The sequence below is a fragment of the Agromyces sp. LHK192 genome, assembly GCF_004006235.1.
Taxonomy (GTDB): domain Bacteria; phylum Actinomycetota; class Actinomycetes; order Actinomycetales; family Microbacteriaceae; genus Agromyces.
This window is the reverse complement of sequence record NZ_CP034753.1, coordinates 961,736-983,771: the sequence shown is the minus strand read 5'-3', so window position 1 is coordinate 983,771 and position 22,036 is coordinate 961,736. Positions and strand designations below refer to the sequence as shown.

Here is a 22,036-nt window from a genome sequence, read left to right as displayed (position 1 = left end):
GGATGCCCCGGGTTCAGTCCGCGGCGATCGCGGCCGCGACGAGCGCGACGGTGCGCGGCTCGTGCTCGACCTCGGGCGTGAACCCGAGCCGCACCACGACGACGTCCTCCGACGGCACGACGAAGATGACCTGGCCGTCGTGGCCGTTCGCCGTGAACGTGTCCTCGGGCAGCTCGGGCCACGCGAGGCTGCCGTCCGGCAGCCTGTTGGTCCGCCAACCCATGCCGTAGCCGGGGTCGTCGGTCGACTCGACCGGGTCGACGGTGACGCTCTGCGCCATCCAGTCGTCGGGCAGCAGCCGTTCGCCGCCCCACACCCCGCCCTGCTCGGCGAACCAGCCGATCGCGGCCCAGTCGCGCGGCGTCGCCCACAGGTACGACGAGCACACGGGCAGGCCCGAGGCATCCGGTTCGAAGACGGCCGACGACATGCCGAGCGGCCCGAGCAGCAGCTGTCGCGGCAGGTCGGCGCCGAGGCCCGTGCGCTCCGCGAGCACCGAGCAGAGCAGGTTGGTGCTGCCGCTGGAGTACTGCTGCACGGTGCCGGGCTCGTGCGCGAGCGGCAGGCTCGCGACGTAGCCGGCCATGTCGGGCTCGAGGTAGAGCATCTGGGTGATGGGCGTGCCGAGGTCGTAGGTCTCGTCCCACTCGATGCCGCTGGTCATGCGCACGAGCTGTTCGACGGTGATGTCGGCGCGCTCGTCGGTCCACTCGGGGCGCAGGTGGTCGTCGTCGAGCGCGACCTCGCCGCGCTCGACGAGCACGCCGAGCATGAGCGACGCGACCGACTTCGACATCGACCAGCCGAGCTGCGGCGTCGACGCGTCGAACCCGTCGGCGTAGCGTTCGCCGACGAGGTCGCCGCCCTTCACCACGACGACGCCGCGGGTGCCGAGCGCGGCGGCATCCGGGTCGGCGAGGTCGTCGCCGAACGCGCCGGCGATCGCCGCGTCGATGGCCGGGTCGGCGTCGACGGATGCCTCGGCGAACGGGTTCGCGTCAGGCGAGATCGAAGTCGCCTCGCCGAACTCGGGCCGGTCGCCCGCAAGGGTGCAGCCGAAGCCCTCGGTGTACCAGGCCCGCTGCCCGGCGAGGACGCCGAACAGGTTCGCGGTCGCGCCGTCGTCGTCGACGCCGGCCTGGAGGTACGGCACGAGCGGGTTGTCGGGCAGGTCGGTCTCGGGGTGGTCGCGGTCGGCGACGTGGGCGACGGCGCACGCGTTGTGGGCCGCGTATCCGGTGGCCGTGACGAGGATGGGCCGCTGCCAGAGGTAGACGCCGACGACAGCGGCGATGAGGACGAGGAGCGTGACGGCGACGACGACGAACACGCGGCGGGATCTGCGCACCGACGGATGCTATATCAGCGGACCCCCGCCGCCGAATCGGCCGCGGGCGCGGCGGTCGACCCGGCGCTCACCGGCCGAGGAGGGCGTTGAGCCAGCCCTGCCCGGCGACGAGCACGGCCGGGTCGAGTCGGGCGCGCAGGCCGCGATCGGCGGTGACCACGAGCGGATGCCCCTCCCCCGCGTGTGCCGGCCCGGCGAGCTCGTTCGCGAGCTCGTTGGCGATCTCGGCGATGGTCGAGTCGCCGTCGGCGGCCGCGAGCACGACGTCGATGCCCTCGGGCGCTTCAGCGCGTCTCGCCTGGCCCTCGAGCACCGCGACGATGCGAGCGATGCGCAGCGGCGGGGCATCCGGGTCGTCGGAATCGGGTGCGACGACTTCGCCTCCGACCAGCGCGGGCATGCCGGCGAGCAGCCGGGTCGCGGCGCCCGCCCGGTCGCGCCACCAGCCGTCGGGCCGCGAACCCATCACGTTCGCCACGTCGACCACGACGACGACGGGGATCGCCGCGGGCATCGGATCAGCGCCCGTCGAGCTCGATGGTCATGAAGACGCTGTTCGGGTCGAGCGCGTACGACGCGAACGGGCCGGTCTCGACGAAGCCGTACTTGGCGTACAGCGCGCGGGCCGGGGCGAAGAAGTCCTCGGTGCCGGTCTCGAGGCTGACCCGACGGTAGTCGCGGCGGATCGCCTCGGCGAGCACGTGCTCGAGCAGCCCGGCGCCGAGCCCGCGGCCGCGCACCGAGGCATCCGTGCGCATCGACTTGAGCTCGCCGTGCCCGGGGTCGAGCTCCTTCAGCGCGACGCATCCGACGATCTCGCCCTCGTGCGCGACCGTCCAGAACGTGATCTCGGGCACCGACAGGCCGGAGACGTCGAGGGCGTGCACGCTCTCGGCGGGCGAGGTCGCGAACATGTCCTGGAGGTGGTCGGCGAGCAGTCGCAGCACGCGCTCGTCGTTCAGGTCGCCCGGCTGGATGTCGAGGGTTGCGGTCACCCGCCCATTCTCGCTGGTCTCGCGGTTCCGACGGAATCAGGCGCCGGCGTCGACCTCGCCGCTCGGCCGTTCGGCCGATGCCGCACCCGCCGAGACCGACCGTCGAGCCGATGTGCCGCGCCGGTCGCCCACGCGAGCATCGGATCATGACCGAATCCTCCCGTCGCAGCCCGGCCGAATGGATGGTGCCGGCCGGGCTCCTCGTGCTGAGCGTGATCCCCATCCTCGGCGGTGCGATGCGCGTCTCCGAGCTCTCGACCGGCGCCGTCATCACCGAGGAGAACGCCCGCTTCTTCCATTCGCCGGTGCCGGTGCTCGTGCACATCGTCGGCTCCACGGTGTACCTCGTGCTCGGCGCACTGCAGTTCGCCCCGGCGCTGCGGCGGCGCCGCTGGCACCGCATCTCGGGCCGCATCGTGCTGCCGATGGGTCTCGCCTCGGCGCTGTCGGCGCTCTGGATGACCGTCTTCTACGTGATCCCGCCGCCCGCGGGCCCGGCGCTCGCGGTGATGCGGCTCGTAGTCGGGGTGGCGATGACCGCGGCGCTGATCACGGCGTTCCTCGCGATCCGGCGCGGAGACGTGGGCACCCACCGGGCGTGGATGATCCGGGCGTACGCGATCGGCATGGGCGCAGGCACCCAGGTGCTCACCGTCGCGCCGTACGCGATCATCACCGGGCGGGCGCCCGACACCGGCATGCACGCCGTGCTCATGGGCGCCGGGTGGGCGATCAACCTCGTCATCGCCGAGATCGCGATCCGTCGCGGGGCGAGCCGCCCGCGCCCGGCGGCGGCGAACCCGCCCGTGGGCGCCTCGGCCGTCCGGCCGATCCGGTGAGCAGGGCGCCCGCCCTACCATGAGGGGCATGACGAGCACGCTGCGCGCCTGGTGGGAGGCGCCGGCCGCGACACCGCCGCCGCCGCGACGGGTCTGGCGCGACTGGGTGCTGGTCTCCCTTGCGCCCGTGCTCGCCGTCGTCGAGGCGGCGACGCGCACCGACGTGCCGTGGCGCTGGGCGTGGGCGCTGGTGCTCGCGGGCCTCGCGCCGACCCTGCTGTGGCGTCGCGTGCGGCCATTCACGATGCTGGCGATCGCCTTCGCCGCGGGCACGGCGATGAGCGTCGTGGTCGGCGCGGAGTCGGAGTTCATCACCACCGCGTACTTCCTGGTACTCGCATACGCGGTCATGCGCTGGGGCTCCGGCCGGGCGATGTTCGGCGGCGCGGCGCTCATGACGGTCGGCATCCTCGTGTCGATCCCGTTCGGCGAGACGACGGCGGGCAGCCTCGTCGGCGCGGTCGCCGTGGTCGCGACGACCCTCGCGCTCGGGGTCGTGTTCCGGCTCCGCGCGACCGGCAGGGCCCGCGAGCTCGACCGCGTGCGCCTGCTCGAGCGCGAGCAGCTCGCCCGCGACCTGCACGACACCGTGGCCCACCACGTCTCGGCGATCGCGATCCAGGCCCAGGCGGGCACGGCGCTCGCGGAACAGCGACCGGATGCCGCCGCCGAGGCGCTCCGCCGCATCGAGGGCGAAGCGTCGAAGACGCTCGACGAGCTCCGCGCGATGGTGCGCGTGCTGCGCGCCGACGAGGCCGCCCTCGCGCCGGTGCCCGGGCTCGAGGAGTTGCGGGCGCTCGACGTCGCGGGCGAGGTGCCACGGGTCTCCGTCGTGGTCGAGGACGGGGCATCCGCCCTGCCGTCGGCGACCGGTGCCGCCCTGTTCCGCATCGCGCAGGAGGCGGTGACCAACGCGCGCCGGCACGCGCGCGGGGCGACCCGCGTCGACGTCCGCGTCGGGGTCGACGCCGACCGCGTGCACCTCGAGGTGCGCGACGACGGGCGCGACGACGGTCGCGGCGAGTGGCGCGGCGACGTGCCGCCCCGAGGGCCGGACGCGCTGCCGGGTGACGGGCCGGCCGGCGCGCGCGTGGCCGGCGCGGCGCCACGGGGGTACGGGCTCGCCGGCATGCGCGAACGCGCAGCCCTCCTCGGCGGCGTCTGCAGGGCCGGCCCGTCGCCGGACGGCGGCTGGATCGTCGCCGCCGAGCTCCCGAGGGCGGGATGGTGACGTGGGCGGAGTGGTGACGTGGGCGGAGTGGTGACGTGACGGAACGGGCGCTGCGGGTGCTCGTCGCCGACGACCAGGAGCTGGTGCGGTCGGGGTTGCGGATGCTGCTCGACGCGCAGCCCGGCATCGAGGTCGTCGGCGAGGCGGCCGACGGCGCCCAGGCGGTCGCGCTCGCGCGCAGCCTGCGACCCGACGTGTGCCTGATCGACATCCGGATGCCCGTGATGGACGGCCTCGAGGCGACCAGGCTGCTCGCCGGTCCCGGCGTGCACGACCCGGTGCCGGTCGTCGTGGTCACGACCTTCGACCTCGACGAGTACGTCTACGGCGCGCTGCGGGCGGGCGCCCGCGGGTTCCTCATGAAGAACGCCGGCGCGACCCTGCTCACCGAGGCCGTGCACGCCGCCGCGCGCGGTGACGCGCTCATCGACCCGCTCGTCACCGTCCGTCTCATCGAGGCGTTCTCCGGGGCTCCCCACGACGCACCCGCTGCCCCGTCGGCACCGCTCACCGACCGCGAGGAGGACGTGCTGGCCGCAGTGGCGACCGGGCTCGGCAACTCCGAGATCGGTGCGGCCCTGCACATCTCGCTCGGCACGGTGAAGACGCACCTCGGCAGCCTCATGGCGAAGGTCGGTGCGCGCAACCGGGTCGAGCTCGCGATCTGGGCGCACGAGCGGGCACGGGCCGGCGGGCGCCGCGGCTGAGTGCGTGACGGGCTGTCCGGTCGAACGGGCGGGCCGCCGACTCTCGCGCGCCGCTCACTCCACGTCGCGCAGGTGCACCCGCTCGCCCTGGGTACTCAGCAGGTTGAGGATCTCGGCGGGCTCGGTGCTCGACGCGTTCGCCGTGCCGTGCGGCAGGCGCGTGTCGAACTCCGCGGCCTCGCCCGGCTCGAGCACGATCTCGTCGTCGCCCAGCGCGAGGCGCACGCGACCCGAGAGCACGTAGATCCAGTCGTAGCCCTCGTGCCGCCGCTGCTCGACGGGCGCGTCCGCCGGATGCGGGGGCAGCACCATCTTGTAGGCGTGCACGTCGGGGTTCTCGCGCGTGAGCGGGATGATCGCGCGGCCGTTCCGGTAGAACGTGCGCGGCCGCACCCGGGGGTCGGCGAGCTCGGGTGCGCCGACGAGGTCGTCGAGGGTCGCCCGGTAGACGCCGGCGATGCGGATGAGCAGGTCGAGGGTCGGCTTGCGGCCACCCGATTCGAGCCGCGACAGCGTGCTCACCGAGATGCCCGTCTGCTCCGAGAGTTCGGCGAGCGTCAGTCCGCGCCGCTGGCGCAGCGCGCGCAGGCGCGGTGCGACGCCGTCGATCACGCCGTCGACGTCGTCCGACATCCCGTGCCTCCCCGTGTTCGACTTGCCACTCTAGCAAACACGTTTGCCGAACAGCTGGGCGGGCCGCAGGATCGTCTGCATGCAGACCTCAACCTGGGACGTCATCATCGTCGGCGGCGGCAGCGCCGGACTCAGCGCCGCCCTCATGCTCGGGCGGTCGCTCCGCCGCACGCTCGTCATCGACGAGGGCCGCCCACGCAACGCGGTCGCCGGGCACATGCACGGCGTGCTCGGCCGCGACCACACCTCGCCGCTCGACCTGCTCGCCGAGGGGCGACGCGAGCTCGGACGCTACGAGCACGTCGCCGTCGAGGCATCCGCCGTCGTCGCCTCCGCCGTCGTCACCGCCACGCGAACGGATGCCGCGTCCCGAACGGATCCCTCGGGCGGCGGGTCGTCCGGCGCGCCACGGTTCGCGGTCGAGCTCGCCGACGGAACCCGGCACCTCGCGCGCCGCCTGCTGGTGGCGAGCGGCCTGCGCGACGAGCTGCCCGACATCCCCGGCCTCGCGGCGCAGTGGGGCACCGGCGTCGTGGTGTGTCCGTACTGCGACGGCTGGGAGCATCGCGGCCGGCGGGTGGCCGTGCTCGCGGGCGGGCCGATGAGCACGCACCAGGCGCAGCTGATGCGCCAGCTCAGCGATGACGTGGTCTACCTCGTGAGCGGCACCGAACTGTCGGATGCCTCGCGCGCCGCGCTCCTCGCCCGCGGCATCGCCGTCGAGCAGCGCGAGGTGCGCGAGGTCGTCGCCGACGACGACGGCCGGCTCCGGGGCATCCGGTTCGAGGACGGCGACGTCCGCGAGGTCGACGTCGTGTTCGCCGCGCCGGCACCCCGCCCGAACGACACCGTGCTGCGTGCGCTCGACGCCGCGTTCGAGGAGCGGCAGGGTGCCGAGTGGGTCGTGCTCGACCAGATGGGGCGCACGAGCGTGCCCGGCCTCTTCGCGGCCGGCAACGTGACCGACCCTCGGTCGTCGGTGCCGTTCGCGATGGCCGGGGGCAACTTCGCGGGGGCCGCGATCAACGCCGACCTCGTCGAGGAGGAGATCGAAGCCGCGGTGGCCGCCGCTGCGACGGCGGCGCCCGCGGCCTGATCAGACCCGCCCGACCGCCTCGGGCTCCGGTGCCCGCTCGTCCACCAGCGACCCGTCGACCCCGACGGCGCGGAGCACCATCCGCGCGGACCTTCCGAGCACCGCGGCGTGCAGTGTTCACCCCCGCGCGATGGACAGTCCGAACCGCGCTCCGCGAGGATGTCGCCATGACGACTCCTCCCCCGGGCTCCGGCCAGCCGACGCCGCCCGCGAATCCGGTGCAGCCGCCTCCCGGGTACTCGACGCCGCCCGCATATCCGACCCAGCCCGGCTACCCGGCGCAACCCGGCTACCCGACCCAGCCCGGCTACCCCGGCGCTCCCGTCGGATACGGCCCGCCGGCCACCCCGCGACCGACCCCGCAGCGCTCGCCGCTCGCGCTGACCGCGGTGATCGCCGGCGCCATCTCAACGCTGGTCGGCTCGCTCGTCGTGCTCTCCTACCCGGTGCTGCTGCAGGGCGAGTACAGCTACACGCTGTTCACCACGGTGCAGTGGGTCAGCAACACCCTGATCGGCCTGCTCGGACTCGTCGCGCTCGCCACCGGCGTCATCTCCCTCGTCCGTCGCGAGCCCGCCCGGGCGCTCGCCGGCGCCGGCACCGCGCTCGGCGCGGCCGCGGTGTTCGGCATCCTGACCGGTCTGCTGCAGGGACTCATCGCGCTGTTCTGAGCCGCGCTGTTCTGAGCGACGACGAGCGGATGCCCCGGGCTCGCGCCCGGGGCATCCGCTCGTGGTGTGGTCGGCAGGTCAGCCGCGCGGGTCCGCGCCGCCGACGCGGGCGGTGCGCCGCCGGCGCGCGATCACGAGCAGCGCGGCGCCCGCGGCAAGGCCGAACAGCGCGACCGGGATCAGGGCCAGGAGCCCGTCGTCGACACCGGTCGACGCGAGGCCCGCGCGACCCGCGACCGCGGGCGTCTGCCCGGTCGTGCCACCGCCGGGACCGACCGCCGTGCCGCCGTCGCCCGGGGGCGCGGGCTCGACGATCGCTGCGCCGGGAACCGTGCCGAGACGCAGGGCGCCGGGCTGCACGCCGTCGGCGAACCAGAAGGCCGCGCGGGCCGGCGCCGCCTCGGCGACGGCGACACGAGCGTCCGATGCGGCTGCCGCGGTCGCCGCCTCGGCGCGCAGTGCAACGGCGCCCTCCACCGAGCTCAGCGACGTCGGCACGGTCGCGAAGCCCTCGTTGTTGAGGTTCGGCATGCCGGCCGGCCGCGCGAACCGGGTGATCTCGGGCTCGGCGCCGGTGAACGCGATCTGCACCGACTCGCCCTCGCAGCCGTCGTCGCAGACCGCCCACAGGCGGTCGAGCACGATGTCGTAGTCGAGCGCCATGACCCCGCCGAGGCCGGGGTCGATCTCGGCGACCTTCGCGATGGAGCCGTCGGCACCGAGGGCGAAGGCGTACACGTGACCGTTGTCCTCGACCGCGACGAAGAAGAGCCCGTCGCCGTGGCCGGGGTAGTCGGCCGGGTCGTACGCGGCGCCGGTGTTCGCGTCGAGGAGCAGGCCCTCGAGCACGGTGTCCGCCACCCACTCCACGGCCTCGATGCCCGTGTTGGCGGCGACGGCCGGCAGCGACGCGGTGAGGTCCCACTCCTGGTCGGCGACGACGTCGGGGCCGGGGGCATCCGCGTCGACGGCGAGCACGACGTTCTGGTTCACGCCCTTGTCGGAGTTGTCGCGCTCGCTCGCCAGGTAGACCCCGCCGTCGCCGTCGACCGTGATGCCCTCGGCGTCGGGGCCGGCGGCACCCGGGTCGTCGGCGTCGCGCTGGAAGCGGGCCCGCTTGCCCGTCTCCCAGCCGTCTGCGAAGGTCGCGCCGCCCGCGGCGTCGACCGCGAGCTTCCAGAAGGTTCCGGTGCCGTTGTCGACCGCCCAGAGGAACGTGCCCTCGGCGGTCGCCTGCACGTCGAGGCCGGACGAGTCCTCGAGGAACATCGCCGCGTCGTCGACCACGGTGACGTCGGGCGAGCCGGGCCACGGCTGTGCGGCCGGGTCGCCGGGCTCGCCGGGCCCGCCGGGTCCGCCGTCGCACGCGTTGGGCGCACCCTTGGTCGATGCCGTCGAGTCGGCGAACTCGCCGGTGCCGTCGGGGCAGCGGGCGTAGGTCACCGCGGCGTGCGGACCCCAGGCGTACTCGGCGACGGTCGTGCCGGCCGCGTCGCGCACGGTCGCACGGTCGTCGGTGCCGAGCCCGAAGCCGAAGTGCGCGTTCTGGTCGAACACGAAGAACGCACCGGGCGCGAGCGACGTGCCCACGGGCAGCGGCGTCACGTCGGCCGCGTGGCCGACCGGGTCGCCGTCCATCAGCGTCCAGCCCGACAGGTCGACGGGGGCGGCGCCGGTGTTCACGACCTCGACCCAGTCGGTCGCGTCGCCATTGGACTCGACCTCGTTGATCGCGACGGCCGGCGGGACGCAGTCGTTCGCAGCGCCCTTCGTGACGTGGGCCAGGCCCCACGACCCGGTCGCGTCGGGGCAACGGGCCCAGCTCGCCGAGGCCTCGTCGCCGTCGATGGCCGGATGCGCCGACCATGAGTAGTCGTCGAGCAGCGTGCCCGTCGGGTCGAACAGGCGGATCGCGTCGGCGCCGCCGATGCCGATCGGATCGCCGAACGCCAACGGGGCGCCGTCGGCGTCGGTGCCGACCGTGTCGGCTTCGACCACGAGCCGCTCGCCGGCGTCGATCGTGGCGCCTTCCGCGAAGAACCACCGGTGGTCGTCGCTGTTGTCGCGCAGTTCGAAGCCCGAGAGGTCGAACGCCGTCGCGCCGGGGTTGATCAGCTCGACCCAGTCGGCCGGGCCGGAGTCGATCTCGTTCAGGACGGCGGCCGCGGGCACCGCAGGCTCCTCGACCGGGTCGCAGGTGTTGGGCGCGCCGAGCGTGACCGCGGTCGCGTGGGCCCACTCGCCGCCGTCGGCACAGCGCGACCAGTCGGCGAGCGGCGCGGTGGCCTCGTACGCATACGAGTCGACGACGACGTCTGCGGCGTCGAGCAGGGTGACGGCGTCGCCCTTGCCGAGACCGAATGGGAAGCCGGGCGTCGCATCCTTCGCGAGCACGAGGAATCCGCCCGGGCCGATCGTCGTGCCCGCGGGGATCACGCCCGTCTCGGTCAGCTTGTCGTCCTGGACCTTCCAGCCCGAGACGTCGACCGGCTCGGCGGAGGTGTTGTACAGCTCGATCGCGTCGGCGGGGACGCCGTCGTACCAGATCTCGTTCACGACGACGCCGGCGTCGGCCGCGAGGGCCGGCGCGCTCGCCGAGATCGCGAGACCGGATGCCGCGACGGCGGCGGCCGCGAGCATCGCGGCGGCGCGACGCGTGGGGGTGGGGACGGGCATGCAGGTGCTCCTGTCGGGGGCGGGGGATGAGGGCTCCTGCCACTTGATCGCTCGACGATGACTCGCAATCGGCGTCTCGGTGAACGGACGGTGTCGCACGGGTGGCGACGCGGGGTCTCGACCGACTCGACCCCCGGCCAACGGCCGGCCCGTTCCGATGCCGTCCGTCCTTCGTTCTTCCCCCGGACACGGGATGTGCCTAGTTTGGGGGTACCGATCTCATCCGCTGCGAAGGAGCACGCCATGCCCGCGAGACGCCGAACGACCGTCATGCTCTCCGCCGTCGGCATCGGCGTCGCGGCAGCCCTCGCCGTCGGCGCGGTGCCCGCAGCGATCGCAGCCCCCGCCTCGACCGGCGCCGAGGCATCCGGTGATCGGTTGCACGAACTGCTGAAGCGAGGCGGCACCGACCTGCGGGTGGCGACGTTCAACCTGTCGCTGAACCGCTCGGTCGCGGGCGAACTCGAGGCCGACCTGTCGAACGGCGACGACCCGCAGGCGAGGACGGTCGCCGAGATCATCCAGCGGGCGGACCCCGACATCGTGCTGCTCAACGAGTTCGACTACGTCGCCGACGGCGTGGCCGCCGACCTGTTCCGCACCAACTACCTCGAGGTCTCGCAGAACGGCGCCGACCCGGTCGAGTATCCGTACGCCTTCGTGGCGCCGTCGAACACGGGGGTGCCGAGCGGGTTCGACCTCAACAACGACGGCGTCGTCGCGGGGGGCGACGACGCGTTCGGTTTCGGCCTCTTCGAGGGCCAGTACGGGATGGCGGTGCTGTCGAAGTTCCCGATCCTGACCGACGAGGTGCGCACGTTCCAGCACTTCCTGTGGAAGGACATGCCCGGCGCGCTGCTGCCCGACGATCCGAACACCCCGGAGGCGGCCGACTGGTACTCCCCCGAGGAGCTCGCGGTCATGCGCCTGTCGAGCAAGTCCCACTGGGACGTCCCGGTGCGTGTCGGCCGGTCGACCGTGCACGTGCTCGCGTCGCACCCGACGCCGCCGACGTTCGACGGCCCGGAGGACCGCAACGGGCTGCGCAATCACGACGAGATCCGCTTCTGGGCCGACTACGTGACCCCGCTCAAGGGTCGGTACATCGTCGACGACGCGGGTCGCAGGGGCGGGCTGGGCCTGGCCGAGCCGTTCGTGATCCTGGGCGACCAGAACGCCGACCCGCTCGACGGCGACTCGGCCGACGACGCGATCCTCCAGCTGCTCGACAACCGGCGCATCACCGATCCGCTGCCCACTTCGGAGGGGGCGGTCGAGGCCGCGGTGCTGCAGGGCGGCGCCAACGCGACCCACGCGGGCGACCCCGCGTACGACACCGCCGACTTCGCCGACGGCGCACCGGGCAACCTGCGGGCCGACTACGTGCTGCCCTCGCGGTACTTCCTGCGCGTGCAGGACGCCGGGGTGTTCTGGCCGGTGCAGTCGGACCCGCTGTCGACGCTGACGGGCGTCTTCCCCTTCCCGTCGAGCGACCACCGGCTCGTCTGGGCCGACCTGCGCGTGCCGGGCTGGACCGGCTGGATCAGCTGACCGGCGGCGACCGATCATGCGACCGACCCCCTCGCCGACGCGGCCGGGTCAGGAATCCGTCTGGGACTATCCGCGCCCGCCCCGCGTCGAGTCCGTCGACCGGCGCGTCACGATCGAACTCGGCGGCGTGCGGATCGTCGACACGCGCGACGTGGTCCGTGTGCTCGAGACGAGTCATCCGCCCGTCTACTACCTGCCCGTCGAGGAGTTCGTGCCGGGCTCGGTGCAGCGCGCGGGCGGATCCTCGTTCTGCGAGTTCAAGGGAGCGGCCCGGTACTTCGACCTCGCGGGCGGCGGCGTGCTCGCGGAGCGGGCCGGGTGGGACTACCCATCGCCGATGCCGGGATTCGAATCACTCGTCGGCCGGGTCGCGGTGTACGCGGACCGGATGGATCGGTGCACGGTCGACGGCGAGCTCGTGGTGCCGCAGCCTGGGCGCTACTACGGCGGCTGGATCACGTCGGAGGTCGCGGGCCCGTTCAAGGGCGGCCCGGGCTCCATGGGCTGGTAGCGCGCGTCGGTCAGGGCGAGACTGCGGGTCGGATGCCGTCGGCGACTGCCGAACCGGCACCGTCCGGCAGGGCGAGTGCGCGCCGGTGCACGATCTCCGCCTGCACGGCGACCATGATCGCGACGATGACGAGGATCTCGGCGAAGCTCGACCCGTCGGCGACGCCCAGCAGGCCGGCCGTGACGCCGAGCGCGATCTTGACGACGATCACGGCGACGAACAGCGCGACCGTCAGCCAGGTGCCCTGACGCAGACGGCTGCCGTCTTCAGCGACCCAGACGCGAGTGAGGATGCCCCGGACCACGCCGACGACGACGCTCAGCAGGATGCCGACAGCGAGGAAGAGCCACCCGACGCCTTCCGGCGGCCGCCAGCCGGTGACCACGAGACTTGCGATCCCAACGGCACCGTACACGATCGCGAGCTTGAAGCGGTTGCCGTCGCCGACCCGCGCGACGCGGGTCTGACGGAAGATCGCGTAGCCGACCATGCCGAGGAGGACGAGGTATTGCAGGGGTTCCATGCGGATGCTCCGGGAGATATTAGAAACAATTTCGTATCTAATACTCTACGATCGCCTTGATAAGATACGCAAGTGGATCTTGAATCGGATACCCCAACGGCAACCCGACGACGCGGTGCCGCATTGGAGGACGCGGTCCTCGCAGCCGGCTGGGACCAACTCGCCGAGGGCGGATACGCGGGCTTCACGTACGATGCGATCGCGCGGCGCGCCGGCACGAGCAAGCCCGTCCTCTACCGTCGTTGGCCGACCCGCGAGCATCTGGTCGAGGCCGTGATCGAATGGCGCGGCTCGCGTGACCGTCTCGCCGTTCCCGACACCGGGGCACTCCGAACCGACCTGCTCGCGCTCCTGCGCGAGGCCAACCAGCGCCCAGAGCGATACCTCGCACTCCTGAGCGCCCAGTTCGGCGGGCTCTATGAAGGTCGGTTGACCCCCGCGACCATCCGCGAACGGTATCTCGGCACCGGTCCCGGCGCGATGTCGCGCGTCCTCGACCACGCGATCGAGCGCGGCGAGATCGAACCGGGCGTGCTCACGCCCACGGTCGCCGCCGTGCCGTTCGACCTGTTCCGCATGCACGTGCTGCTCACGCTCGGCCCCCTCGAGGACGGCGCCCTCGTCGCCATCGTCGACGAGGTGTTCCTGCCCCTCGTGAGTCGCCGTGGCTGACCCGGGCGCCGAGCGCGGAAGCAGGTCGGGCTTCGCCGCGATCGCCCGCGCTGCGGCCGGCGCCGCGCTGCTCGTGAACGCGGTGCCGCACGGCATCGCCGGGGTCCAGGGCGCGCCGTTCCCGACCCCGTTCGCCGACCCGCCCGGCGTCGGCGAATCCGGCCCGGTCGCGAACATCGCCTGGAGTGCCATCAACGCCGCCGTCGGCGCCGTGCTGCTGCGGCGCGGCCTGCGCGGCCCGGGGCAACGGGTGGCGGCCGCCATCGGAGCCGTGACGATGGCCGCGGTGCTCGGGTATCACTTCGGCAGTGTTCGATCCGGCGGCAACGGATTGCGTGGAGTGCACGTCAGTCGAGCGGCGCGACCGCATCGACGAGGGCAGCACGGGCACGGGTGAGCCGCTGGCGCACGGCCGCGTCGCTGATGCCGAGGCGCTCGGCGATGTCACGGGTCGGCAACTCGTCGCCGTAGCGGAGGTCCACGACCTCGCGAAGCTGCGGGGCGAGCCGCTGGATCGCCCTCGCCGTCGCGAGCACCCGCTCCCGCTGCTCCCACTGCGCCTCCGCGGAGCGCACGTCCAGGCCTTCGGTCTCGTCCGGCGCCGTCTCGGCATCATGGGCCAGGGCGCCGACGGCGGCGCGTTCGCGCTCACGACGCCGATGCTCGTCGGCGACGACGCGACGGGCGATCGTGTCGACCCAGGCGCAGATCGCCGGCTCCTCGGGGATCCGCACGGCGCCGACGTGCTCGAGCGCCGCGGCGGCGACCGACTGCGCGGCGTCCTCGGCGTCCTCATGGCGCAGCCCGAGGCTCACGGCACGGCGGCGAAGGCGGTCGGGCTGCTCCACGAGCATGGCGCGCAGCACGCGACCGGCAGCGCCGGCGGAGTCGGCTGCCGGCACGGTGTCGGTCGTCTCGGTATTCGTCGTCTCGGGGTTCGTCGTCTCGGGGTTCGTCGTCTCGGGGTTCGTCGTCTCGGGGTTCGTCTCGGGCACGTCACTCCGATCGGGTCTCGGGGCGGGGGCCGCCGTTCGCGAGAGTACCGGAAACATGTGTCACATTTCCGTGATCCCTGCGTCTCACTTCTCGGAGGGCCCGTGTCAGTACGACCGTGGCCGGCCGCCGGCCCACGCGAACGCTCGATGCACTGGGGGGATCGAGCGCTCGCGGGCCGGCGGCGGAGCGGATGGGCTCGAGCGGCGGAGCTCGTCGGAGCTCAAAGCGGCGGAGCGGGCGGGGCTCAGGCGGCGTGCCGCCCGCGAGTCCGGGTCGGCAGGATGCGCCGTGCCGTCACACGGCGCGGTGCGACCGATCGATGCGTGTGCGGCGCGTCGGCGCCGAGGAACGAGGTCGGCCGGGCGTGGTCGCGACCGCGCGCGCAGCCGCACGGCAGGACCGAGAGCTCGCCGAGCGGCCCGTTCACGTACTCCAGATGCGTTGCCATCGCGGCACCTCCCTTCACCGATGAGACCCACGATCGCCCGGATCATGACGCGAGTCGTCCGGACGAGCCCTGACTTCGGGTGCTCCGTCGGGCGCGTCCGTTGCGCTGGGCGCCACGGCGGGAGCATCCTGATGGGATGAGCGACCGCGACGACTTCCTGGCCTGGTTGGAGACCGAGTACTCGGAGGCGGAGCGCGCGATGCTCGGCGGCAATGCGTTCCCGCGGCGCGGGCTCTGGTCGAAGAGCGAGCCCGTCAGCGTGCTCGGCGCGTGGCGCAACGGCGTCGGGCGCGAGGCCGTCGTCGAGGCTTTCGACGTGCTCGCGACCAGCTTCTCCGAGTGCGAGGCGTTCCAGCTCGAGCTGATCTCGTACGACATCCAGGGCGATATGGCCTACACCGTCGGCTACGAGCGGTTCACCACGTCGATCGACGGCAAGCCGCGCACCGTCACGCTGCGCGCCACCCAGGTGTACCGCCGTGAAGACGGCGAGTGGCGGGTCGTGCACCGCCACGCCGACACGACGAGCTGAACGACGGCGACGGTCGGGCCTCAGCGGGCGGGGGATGCGCGCCGGCGCCGGCGATCTTCGAGCGCCGCGCTGACCACGACTGCGATCGAAAGCGCGACGAGCACGACCTGGACCGGAACGACGGACGGGTCGACATCGATGTCGGCGTGACCGCCTGCGGCCGCACCGCCGCCGGACTGCACGTAGAGCGAGAAGTCCGTGAGGGCGTGCAGCACGATGGGCACCCAGAGCCGACCGGTCACGCGGAACACGGCGTAGTAGAGCGCGCCGTCCATCGAGGTGACGGCGACCTGGAACAGGATCATGCCGACCGGGGCACCGTTCAGCAGCGAGCCCAACGAGTGGCTCAGGCCGAACAGCAGCGAGGTCGCGAGCAGGGTGACCAGTTCACCGTGCCGAGCGCGCAGCGAGACCCGCAGGATGCCGCGGTAGAAGAACTCCTCGCCGAGCCCGACGAGGAGGCATCCGACCGCCACCACGAGCACCAGCGACGCCGATCGATCGGCCCAGGGCGTCTGCACGAGCCCGACCACGGGCGACACGAGCAGCAGCGCCGGGATCGCGAGCATCCACCACCGTCGCGGCGGACGCGCGAGTGTCGGCTCCTGCACCCAGATGTCGTGCGACCACCCCGACCAACGGGCGAACCAGAGGCCCGCCGCGATCGCGATGGGGAGGGGCACGAGGTGCGAGAGGGCGAACTCGAGCTCGACCGAGTCCGTCGGCACGATGAGGTCCATCAGGTTGCCGAGGCCGGCCGCGACCAGCACGTACACGACGATCGCGACGAGCCCCACCCAGAAGACCCGCGGCACCCGATCGGTCGCACGGGTGTCGGTCGGGTGTTCGGTCGTCATTCGTCCTCCTGATCGCGAGCGTTTCGATGCCGCTCCGAGTCAGGATTCTGGCATGCGAGATCCGCATGTCCCTCCCCGACCTGCCGCCGTCAACCCGCTGGCGGCACGGTACTGCGGGCGTACGGTGGCGACCAGCGCGATGGCACACGCGACCGTATGGCACACGAAACGACGATCAGGGAGGCGATCATGGCTGAGGGCGACATCGAGACGCGGTCGAACCGCGGGCAGTGGGAGAACCGGGTGGAGGGGCATCCGGAGCGTTCGCAGAGCTACGCGAGCCGCGACGAGGCGATCGACGCGGGGCGGCTCGCCGCGGAGGAGCACGGCACCGTGCACACCGTCGTCGAGAGCGAACCGACCGGCGTGATCACCGACGAGGAGGCGCCGACGGGCGACCCGGCCTGACGCACGGCGCGCCGACGCGCGGAGGTTCGACGCGTCCCGTCACCACGGCGCTCCGGCGCTGAGCGCCGCCTCGGCGGCCGCATCGGCCGGGCCGATCCACGCTTCGCCGTGGCCGGGCAGCACGACCCGCGCCGTAGATGATCCGATGGCGCCCACGGTCGTCCGGGCGCGCTCGGCGTCGTGGTGGAACAACGACGGCAGCAGGTGGGGCCCGAGCAGCGGCGAGGTGCGGTGCCGGGTGACCAGTGCGTCGCCGACGGCGAGGACGCCGTCGCCGTCGAACTCGAACACGGCGTGGCCGCTCGTGTGCCCGTCGATCAGGCGCATGCGCGGGCGCCCGGGCACGTCGAGCCGGTCGTCGCGCATGGGAGGCGCGGTGACGCTCGGCACCCCGAGGGTCGCGCGGCCGTCGAGCAGCGGCACGATCGCGAACGCCCACGCCGCGACGCCGGGCCGCCACGCGTTGCGCAGCACGCTGCCGGTGCCGGCCTGCTCCAGGACGTCGCGTCGCACGTTCGGGAGCTCGAGCGGATGCGCGTGCACGGGCGTGCCGAACTCGGTCGCGAGCCACGCGGCACCGCCGAGGTGGTCGGCGTGGCCGTGGGTGACGAGCACGGCGGCGACATCCGCAGGGCCCACGCCGACCGTATCGAGGGATGCCTCGAGCAGCCGGCGCTGGCCGGCGTAGCCGGAGTCGACGAGCGTGACGCCGTCGGGGCCCGCGTAGATCACCCAGTTCACGTGCTCGGTGCGGGCGAAGTGGATGCGGTCGCCGATCGCGCTGACGCGCAGTTCGGCGGGTCGGCGACCAGTGCGGCGCTGTGCGCCGCTCATGTCGCGGGTTCGCAGATCACGACCGGGATGACGCGCGCCGTGCGCTCCTGGTACCGCCGGTACCCGCTGTAGCGGCGGACGATGCGCGGCCAGAGCGCCGCTCGCTCATCGGGGTCGGCCGTGCGCGCGACCATCCGGCGATGCCCGGCGCTGGTCGTCACCTCGACGTCCGGGTCGGCGACGAGGTTGAGATACCAGGCCGGATGCCGGTCGGCTCCGCCCTTCGACGCGACGAGCACGATGCGGTCGCCATCGGCGATCGGGGTGGTCAGCATGGCGGACCGCCGCTGCCCGCTGCGTCGGCCTCGCGTGTGCAGTTCGACGACCTCGAGCCGGCCGAGTCGCCAACCGAGCCGGCCCCCGGTCGCGCGGATGACGAGCCGGTGCAGGCCCGCGAGGAACGCGAGCGTGCGATCGCCCGCGACTGCGCCGTCCGCCCCCATCCCCCGAGGCTACGCGCGCCGGCTCCAGGACGCAGCAGCGCGGACGAAGGCCCGGCCCTCGTTCGAGGGACCGGGCCTTCTCCGAGTATCGAGGGAGCGTCGCGCCGGATGCGACACTCCCGGGCTGCCGATACGGGTTACGCCGCGACCGGCAGGTCGGCGACCGTCGCGCGCGGCACGGATGCCACGACGAGCGCACCGTCGACCGCGTCGACCCGCACGGCCTCGCCGTCGCCGAGCGCACCGCTCACGAACAGGTCGGCGATGCGGTCGTCGACCTCGCGCTGGATGAGCCGGCGCAGCGGGCGAGCGCCGTACTCGGGCTCGTAGCCGTGCTCGGCGATCCATGCGACCGCGGCATCCGTCATCTCGATGGCGACCTCGCGCGCGGCGAGCCGCTGCTCGGTCGCGCCGAGCATGAGGCGCACGATCCGCGCGATCTCGGGCTGGGTGAGCTTCGTGAACAGCACGATCTCGTCGATGCGGTTGAGGAACTCGGGCCGCATCGCCTCACGCAACCTGCCCATGACGCGCTGGCGCACGTCGTCCTGCGACGAGAAGCCGTTGGCCGAGGCATCCGTCGATGCGACGAAGCCGAGCGCACCCGACCGGCTCGCGAGGAACTCCGAACCGAGGTTGCTCGTCATGATCACGACGGTGTTGCGGAAGTCGACCGTGCGACCCTGCCCATCGGTGAGGCGACCGTCGTCGAGCACCTGCAGCAGCAGGTTGAACACGTCGGGGTGCGCCTTCTCGATCTCGTCGAACAGCACGATCGAGTACGGATTGCGGCGGACGCGCTCGGTCAGCTGGCCGGCCTCGTCATAGCCGACGTACCCGGGAGGGGCGCCGACCAACCTGCTCACCGTGTGGCGCTCACCGAACTCGCTCATGTCGAAGCGCACGATCGCGCCCTCGTCGTCGAACAGCCGGTCGGCGAGCGCGCGGGCGAGTTCGGTTTTGCCCACGCCCGTCGGTCCGAGGAACAGGAAGCTGCCCACCGGGCGCTTCGCATCGCCCATGCCGGTGCGGTTGCGGCGCACGGCCTTGGCGACCGCGGTGACCGCGTCGTCCTGGCCGATGACGCGCGCGTGCAGCTCGCCCTCGAGGTCCGCGAGGCGCTCGCGCTCGGACTCGGTGAGCCGGTTCACCGGGATGCCGGTGGCCCGCGAGATCACCGCGGCGATCTGCGCCTCGTCGATGACGGTGGCGTTCGCGTCGACGGATGCCGCGGCGCGGCCCGTGGCGGATGCCTCATCGAGCCGGTCCTGCACCTTCTGGATCTCGTCGCGGATGCGCGACGCCTCCTCGTAGTGCTCGGCGGTGACGGCGGCGTTCTTGTCGGCCTCGAGGGTCGCGAGACGCTCGATCAGCTCGCTCACATCGACCTTCACGCCCAGCTTGAGGCGCAGGCGTGCTCCGGCCTGGTCGATGAGGTCGATCGCCTTGTCGGGCAGCACGCGGTCGCTGAGGTAGCGGTCGCTGAGCTCGACGGCGGCGCGGATCGCGGCATCCGTGTACTCGACGCCGTGGTGCTGCTCGTACGCGGGCTTGAGGCCCTGCAGGATCAGCACGGCGTCCTCGATCGACGGCTCGCCGACACGCACCGGCTGGAAGCGGCGCTCGAGCGCCGGGTCCTTCTCGATGGTTCGGTACTCCTTCAGCGTGGTCGCGCCGACGAGGTGCAGGTCGCCGCGCGCGAGGCGGGGCTTCAGGATGTTTCCGGCATCCGTGCCGCCGTCGCCCGAGCCGCCCGCGCCGACGACCGTGTGGATCTCGTCGATGAAGACGATGAGCTCGCCCTTGTTCGCGGCGATCTCCTCCATGGTCTTGGTGAGGCGCTCCTCGAAGTCACCGCGGTAGCGGGTGCCGGCGAGCATGCCGGGCAGGTCGAGCGAGATCACGCGCTTGCCGAGCAGCGCCTCGGGCACGCTCTCCTCCACGATCGCGCGGGCCAGGCCCTCGACGATCGCGGTCTTGCCGACGCCGGCCTCGCCGATCAGCACGGGATTGTTCTTCGTGCGGCGGCTCAAGATCTCGATCGTCTGCTCGATCTCGTCGACGCGGCCGATCACGGGGTCGAGCTCGCCGTTCTCGGCGCGCTCGGTGAGGTCCATGCCGAACTTGTCGAGCATGGGCGTCGCGGATGCCCCTCCGCCGGTGTCGCCCATCGCGTCGGTCGCGTCGTCGACGCCGTCGCCTGCGTGGATGGTCTCGCGCACCTGCTGCGTGAGCGCCTCGGCGGTGACGCCGGCGCGAGCCAGCACCTGCCCGGCGGGGGCGTCCTGGCCGAGGACCAGCGCGAAGAAGAGGTGCTCGGGCTCGATGTAGGTGGCACCCGACGAGCGAGCGACCTGGTAGCTGTGGAACAGCGCGCGGCTCGCGCTCGGGGTGATGGTGGCCGCGTTGATGTCGGCGGTCTCGGTCGCGCGCGGCAGGCGCGCCTCGGTCGCCGTGATGATGCGCTCGGGGCTCGCGCCGATGCGCGTGATCGCCTGCTGCACGCTGTCGTCCTCGACGATGACGCGCAGGATGTGCAGGGCGTCGAGCTCGGTCTGCCCGCGTTCGAGCGCGAACTTGCCGGCGCGCTGCAGGATGCTCTGGGTGCGCTGCGTCAGGAATCGGCTGAGGTCGATCGACCGAGCCTGCCTGGCCTGCTCACCCGCGAGATACCGGGCGAGGAACTCGTCGAACGAGCTCGCGCCGGCTTCGGGGTTGAAGTCTTCGGGCACCAATCCTCCTGGAACTTGAGTGGCGTACGCTCAAGTTCAACGCGGGGGTGGCTGGTGTATTCCCAATCACCTCCCGCGGCATCGCCGACGACTGATTCATGCATACGGGGTGGGTTCAATCCGGGTCGACTAGCGGGTGAAATCGAACAGCGGAGTATCTTGGTCGCGATCCATCAACCCGTGCCCCGGCCCTCGACCGTCCGATCGCCTCCACGACAAGCTCTCGATGCTCATCCCATCATCAGCATCGAACAAGACCGCTACCCGTAGCACAAGACCAAGGTCACCCCTGACCTGGATTCGCCCGTAGTCGTCGGAAACATCCCAGTCCGGGTCTGTTCGCGTGCCAAGAGGTAGAACAGCCGAGAAGCGAACGCGTTGCCCTATGTCGTACTGCGCAACGACGAGTTCTTGGTCGATCGAGTCAGCCTCTACCCGCCCGCGCCACAGCTCGGTCTCGACATCCTCGATCTCGACCTCAATTGGAGGCCGATCAAACCCGAAGGCTTCGATATCCGGCCAGAGCTGATCCTGAAGATCGGACTCGTAGTAGTAGCGCTCGAAAGCTTCGTCCCGAGCAAGCAACACAGCTTCCTTAATGGTGGTTGCCCGCCACGGGAGCGCACCAAGTAGCCACGAAGCCAGATCGCGCGTCAGCTCAACGCTTCCCTTCAGTGGGCCGACCTCGAACGCGAGAGCCTTCGCGAGTCCCACCCCATCCTCCCCCGCGAATGCCCGGTCCGCCGACGCCAATACAACGTCACGTCCATCTCGAGCTAGCTCCACTACGCTCGCCCACACGAGTGAGTCCCTATACCCGCCGCCCTTGTGATCGAACGGCGGAACGCGATTTACTGCGCGGTTGACCAGCTCCTCGTGCGACACTGCAGGCCACTCGGCAACATCGAAGCCCAATACCTCGTCGAATCGTGACTCGAGGTAACTTTCATAGCTGTCCTTCGAGTCGCTAGCGGAAAGCTCGGTCAAGCCGAGCCGACGCCGAGATGAATTTAGTTTCTCGAGATCTCTCGCAAGTGCATCTCGCTCGCGTTCATAGTTGCCAGCGACTTCTCTTAGCACCGAGCGAGGTACAACCACCGTCACTAACGTCTGCCAAATAGCGTGGCTCAAGAGCTGAGCCGTCAGGCCGACTTGCATCCAGTCGCGGCGCACCTCAGTCGCGTCCAACACGATCGTCTTCATACCGGCCCCTTCCCAGTCCGAGTTGATCACCAAGCTCGCAACTACATCGACATATCCAACCGAATGTTGCTACGCGCGAATACGCGCGACCTAAAAGCTTGACAAACTTATTCCTTGGGTGTGAGCTCAG

Annotated in this window: 24 protein-coding genes; 11 read left to right on the top strand and 13 right to left on the bottom strand. The window is 72.0% G+C overall.

All coding sequences use genetic code 11. The features are described 5' to 3' along the window. Positions 1–13 precede the first annotated feature (13 nt). From ELQ40_RS04420 to ELQ40_RS04410, 3 genes are all read right to left on the bottom strand, one after another. Positions 14–1,348 (bottom strand): serine hydrolase, encoded by a 1,335-nt coding sequence (locus ELQ40_RS04420; protein ID WP_127792598.1) that lies wholly within the window; start codon positions 1,346–1,348, stop codon positions 14–16. 67 nt (positions 1,349–1,415) lie between these two features. After that, a complete protein-coding gene (locus ELQ40_RS04415) occupies positions 1,416–1,862 on the bottom strand; it encodes a hypothetical protein (RefSeq protein WP_127792597.1) in 447 nt (148 codons plus the stop codon). Between the two features lie 4 nt (positions 1,863–1,866). Continuing rightward, positions 1,867–2,343, bottom strand: coding sequence for a GNAT family N-acetyltransferase (locus ELQ40_RS04410; protein ID WP_240665934.1), 477 nt, complete (start codon positions 2,341–2,343; stop codon positions 1,867–1,869). Between the two features lie 146 nt (positions 2,344–2,489). Here ELQ40_RS04410 and ELQ40_RS04405 point away from each other — a divergent pair, with 146 nt between their 5' ends. From ELQ40_RS04405 to ELQ40_RS04395, 3 genes are read left to right on the top strand one after another with little or no spacing between them, the layout of a single operon-like run. Beyond that, a complete protein-coding gene (locus ELQ40_RS04405) occupies positions 2,490–3,182 on the top strand; it encodes a DUF2306 domain-containing protein (protein ID WP_127792596.1) in 693 nt (230 codons plus the stop codon). A 28-nt stretch (positions 3,183–3,210) separates the two neighbouring features. Continuing rightward, positions 3,211–4,413, top strand: a complete 1,203-nt coding sequence (locus ELQ40_RS04400) for a sensor histidine kinase (RefSeq protein ID WP_127792595.1) — start codon at positions 3,211–3,213, stop codon at positions 4,411–4,413. Positions 4,414–4,448: 35 nt separating this feature from the next. Beyond that, positions 4,449–5,120, top strand: a complete 672-nt coding sequence (locus tag ELQ40_RS04395; RefSeq protein ID WP_127792594.1) for a response regulator transcription factor — start codon at positions 4,449–4,451, stop codon at positions 5,118–5,120. Positions 5,121–5,174: 54 nt separating this feature from the next. Here ELQ40_RS04395 and ELQ40_RS04390 read toward each other — a convergent pair whose 3' ends face one another. After that, positions 5,175–5,753 (bottom strand): helix-turn-helix domain-containing protein, encoded by a 579-nt coding sequence (locus tag ELQ40_RS04390; RefSeq protein ID WP_127792593.1) that lies wholly within the window; start codon positions 5,751–5,753, stop codon positions 5,175–5,177. 79 nt (positions 5,754–5,832) lie between these two features. On the opposite strand from ELQ40_RS04390, the gene ELQ40_RS04385 reads away from it, so the two are divergent. Together ELQ40_RS04385 and ELQ40_RS04380 are read left to right on the top strand one after the other, a co-directional pair. Further along, positions 5,833–6,849, top strand: coding sequence for an NAD(P)/FAD-dependent oxidoreductase (locus ELQ40_RS04385; protein WP_127792592.1), 1,017 nt, complete (start codon positions 5,833–5,835; stop codon positions 6,847–6,849). A 167-nt stretch (positions 6,850–7,016) separates the two neighbouring features. Then, positions 7,017–7,520, top strand: coding sequence for a hypothetical protein (locus ELQ40_RS04380; protein WP_127792591.1), 504 nt, complete (start codon positions 7,017–7,019; stop codon positions 7,518–7,520). 78 nt (positions 7,521–7,598) lie between these two features. Here ELQ40_RS04380 and ELQ40_RS04375 read toward each other — a convergent pair whose 3' ends face one another. Next, on the bottom strand, positions 7,599–10,196 hold the full coding sequence (locus ELQ40_RS04375; RefSeq protein WP_127792590.1) for a lamin tail domain-containing protein: 2,598 nt from the start codon (positions 10,194–10,196) through the stop codon (positions 7,599–7,601). Between the two features lie 243 nt (positions 10,197–10,439). On the opposite strand from ELQ40_RS04375, the gene ELQ40_RS04370 reads away from it, so the two are divergent. Together ELQ40_RS04370 and ELQ40_RS04365 are read left to right on the top strand one after the other, a co-directional pair. After that, positions 10,440–11,747 carry an endonuclease/exonuclease/phosphatase family protein gene (locus tag ELQ40_RS04370; RefSeq protein WP_240665933.1) on the top strand — a complete coding sequence of 436 codons (1,308 nt, stop codon included), beginning with the start codon at positions 10,440–10,442 and terminating at the stop codon, positions 11,745–11,747. A gap of 13 nt (positions 11,748–11,760) precedes the next feature. Continuing rightward, the gene (locus ELQ40_RS04365; RefSeq protein WP_127792589.1) at positions 11,761–12,258 is read left to right on the top strand and encodes a DUF427 domain-containing protein; all 498 of its coding nucleotides are present in this window, start codon (positions 11,761–11,763) and stop codon (positions 12,256–12,258) included. A gap of 10 nt (positions 12,259–12,268) precedes the next feature. On the opposite strand, the gene ELQ40_RS04360 is transcribed toward ELQ40_RS04365, so the two are convergent. After that, positions 12,269–12,781 carry a DUF1453 domain-containing protein gene (locus tag ELQ40_RS04360; protein ID WP_127792588.1) on the bottom strand — a complete coding sequence of 171 codons (513 nt, stop codon included), beginning with the start codon at positions 12,779–12,781 and terminating at the stop codon, positions 12,269–12,271. Positions 12,782–12,904: 123 nt separating this feature from the next. Here ELQ40_RS04360 and ELQ40_RS04355 point away from each other — a divergent pair, with 123 nt between their 5' ends. Both ELQ40_RS04355 and ELQ40_RS04350 read left to right on the top strand, forming a co-directional pair. Further along, positions 12,905–13,453, top strand: coding sequence for a TetR/AcrR family transcriptional regulator (locus tag ELQ40_RS04355; protein WP_205649426.1), 549 nt, complete (start codon positions 12,905–12,907; stop codon positions 13,451–13,453). Next, positions 13,446–13,850 (top strand): hypothetical protein, encoded by a 405-nt coding sequence (locus tag ELQ40_RS04350; RefSeq protein WP_205649425.1) that lies wholly within the window; start codon positions 13,446–13,448, stop codon positions 13,848–13,850. The genes ELQ40_RS04355 and ELQ40_RS04350 overlap by 8 nt, the downstream gene beginning before the upstream one ends. Here the strand turns inward: ELQ40_RS04350 and ELQ40_RS04345 are convergent. Both ELQ40_RS04345 and ELQ40_RS04340 read right to left on the bottom strand, forming a co-directional pair. After that, complete coding sequence (locus tag ELQ40_RS04345; protein WP_127792586.1) at positions 13,801–14,448, bottom strand: RNA polymerase sigma factor; 648 nt, start codon at positions 14,446–14,448, stop codon at positions 13,801–13,803. The two genes, ELQ40_RS04350 and ELQ40_RS04345, sit on opposite strands and share 50 nt — an antisense overlap. A gap of 245 nt (positions 14,449–14,693) precedes the next feature. Further along, positions 14,694–14,897: a hypothetical protein gene (locus ELQ40_RS04340; RefSeq protein WP_127792585.1), complete on the bottom strand. Its 204-nt coding sequence runs from the start codon at positions 14,895–14,897 to the stop codon at positions 14,694–14,696. A gap of 136 nt (positions 14,898–15,033) precedes the next feature. Here ELQ40_RS04340 and ELQ40_RS04335 point away from each other — a divergent pair, with 136 nt between their 5' ends. Further along, positions 15,034–15,429, top strand: a complete 396-nt coding sequence (locus tag ELQ40_RS04335; RefSeq protein WP_127792584.1) for a DUF4440 domain-containing protein — start codon at positions 15,034–15,036, stop codon at positions 15,427–15,429. A 20-nt stretch (positions 15,430–15,449) separates the two neighbouring features. Here the strand turns inward: ELQ40_RS04335 and ELQ40_RS04330 are convergent, their stop codons facing one another. After that, positions 15,450–16,286: a CPBP family intramembrane glutamic endopeptidase gene (locus ELQ40_RS04330; protein WP_127792583.1), complete on the bottom strand. Its 837-nt coding sequence runs from the start codon at positions 16,284–16,286 to the stop codon at positions 15,450–15,452. A gap of 189 nt (positions 16,287–16,475) precedes the next feature. Here ELQ40_RS04330 and ELQ40_RS04325 point away from each other — a divergent pair, with 189 nt between their 5' ends. Next, positions 16,476–16,694 (top strand): DUF2188 domain-containing protein, encoded by a 219-nt coding sequence (locus ELQ40_RS04325; RefSeq protein WP_127792582.1) that lies wholly within the window; start codon positions 16,476–16,478, stop codon positions 16,692–16,694. A gap of 39 nt (positions 16,695–16,733) precedes the next feature. Here the strand turns inward: ELQ40_RS04325 and ELQ40_RS04320 are convergent, their stop codons facing one another. The 4 genes from ELQ40_RS04320 to ELQ40_RS04305 all read right to left on the bottom strand — a co-directional run bounded on the left by ELQ40_RS04320 (position 16,734) and on the right by ELQ40_RS04305 (position 21,906). After that, positions 16,734–17,528: an MBL fold metallo-hydrolase gene (locus tag ELQ40_RS04320; protein ID WP_127792581.1), complete on the bottom strand. Its 795-nt coding sequence runs from the start codon at positions 17,526–17,528 to the stop codon at positions 16,734–16,736. Beyond that, on the bottom strand, positions 17,525–17,971 hold the full coding sequence (locus ELQ40_RS04315; protein WP_127792580.1) for a nitroreductase/quinone reductase family protein: 447 nt from the start codon (positions 17,969–17,971) through the stop codon (positions 17,525–17,527). Before ELQ40_RS04315 ends, ELQ40_RS04320 begins: the two co-directional genes overlap by 4 nt. A 137-nt stretch (positions 17,972–18,108) precedes the next feature. Next, a complete protein-coding gene (locus ELQ40_RS04310; protein ID WP_127792579.1) occupies positions 18,109–20,703 on the bottom strand; it encodes an ATP-dependent Clp protease ATP-binding subunit in 2,595 nt (864 codons plus the stop codon). Positions 20,704–20,832: 129 nt separating this feature from the next. After that, positions 20,833–21,906 carry a PIN domain-containing protein gene (locus tag ELQ40_RS04305; RefSeq protein WP_127792578.1) on the bottom strand — a complete coding sequence of 358 codons (1,074 nt, stop codon included), beginning with the start codon at positions 21,904–21,906 and terminating at the stop codon, positions 20,833–20,835. Between the last annotated feature and the right edge of the window lie 130 nt (positions 21,907–22,036).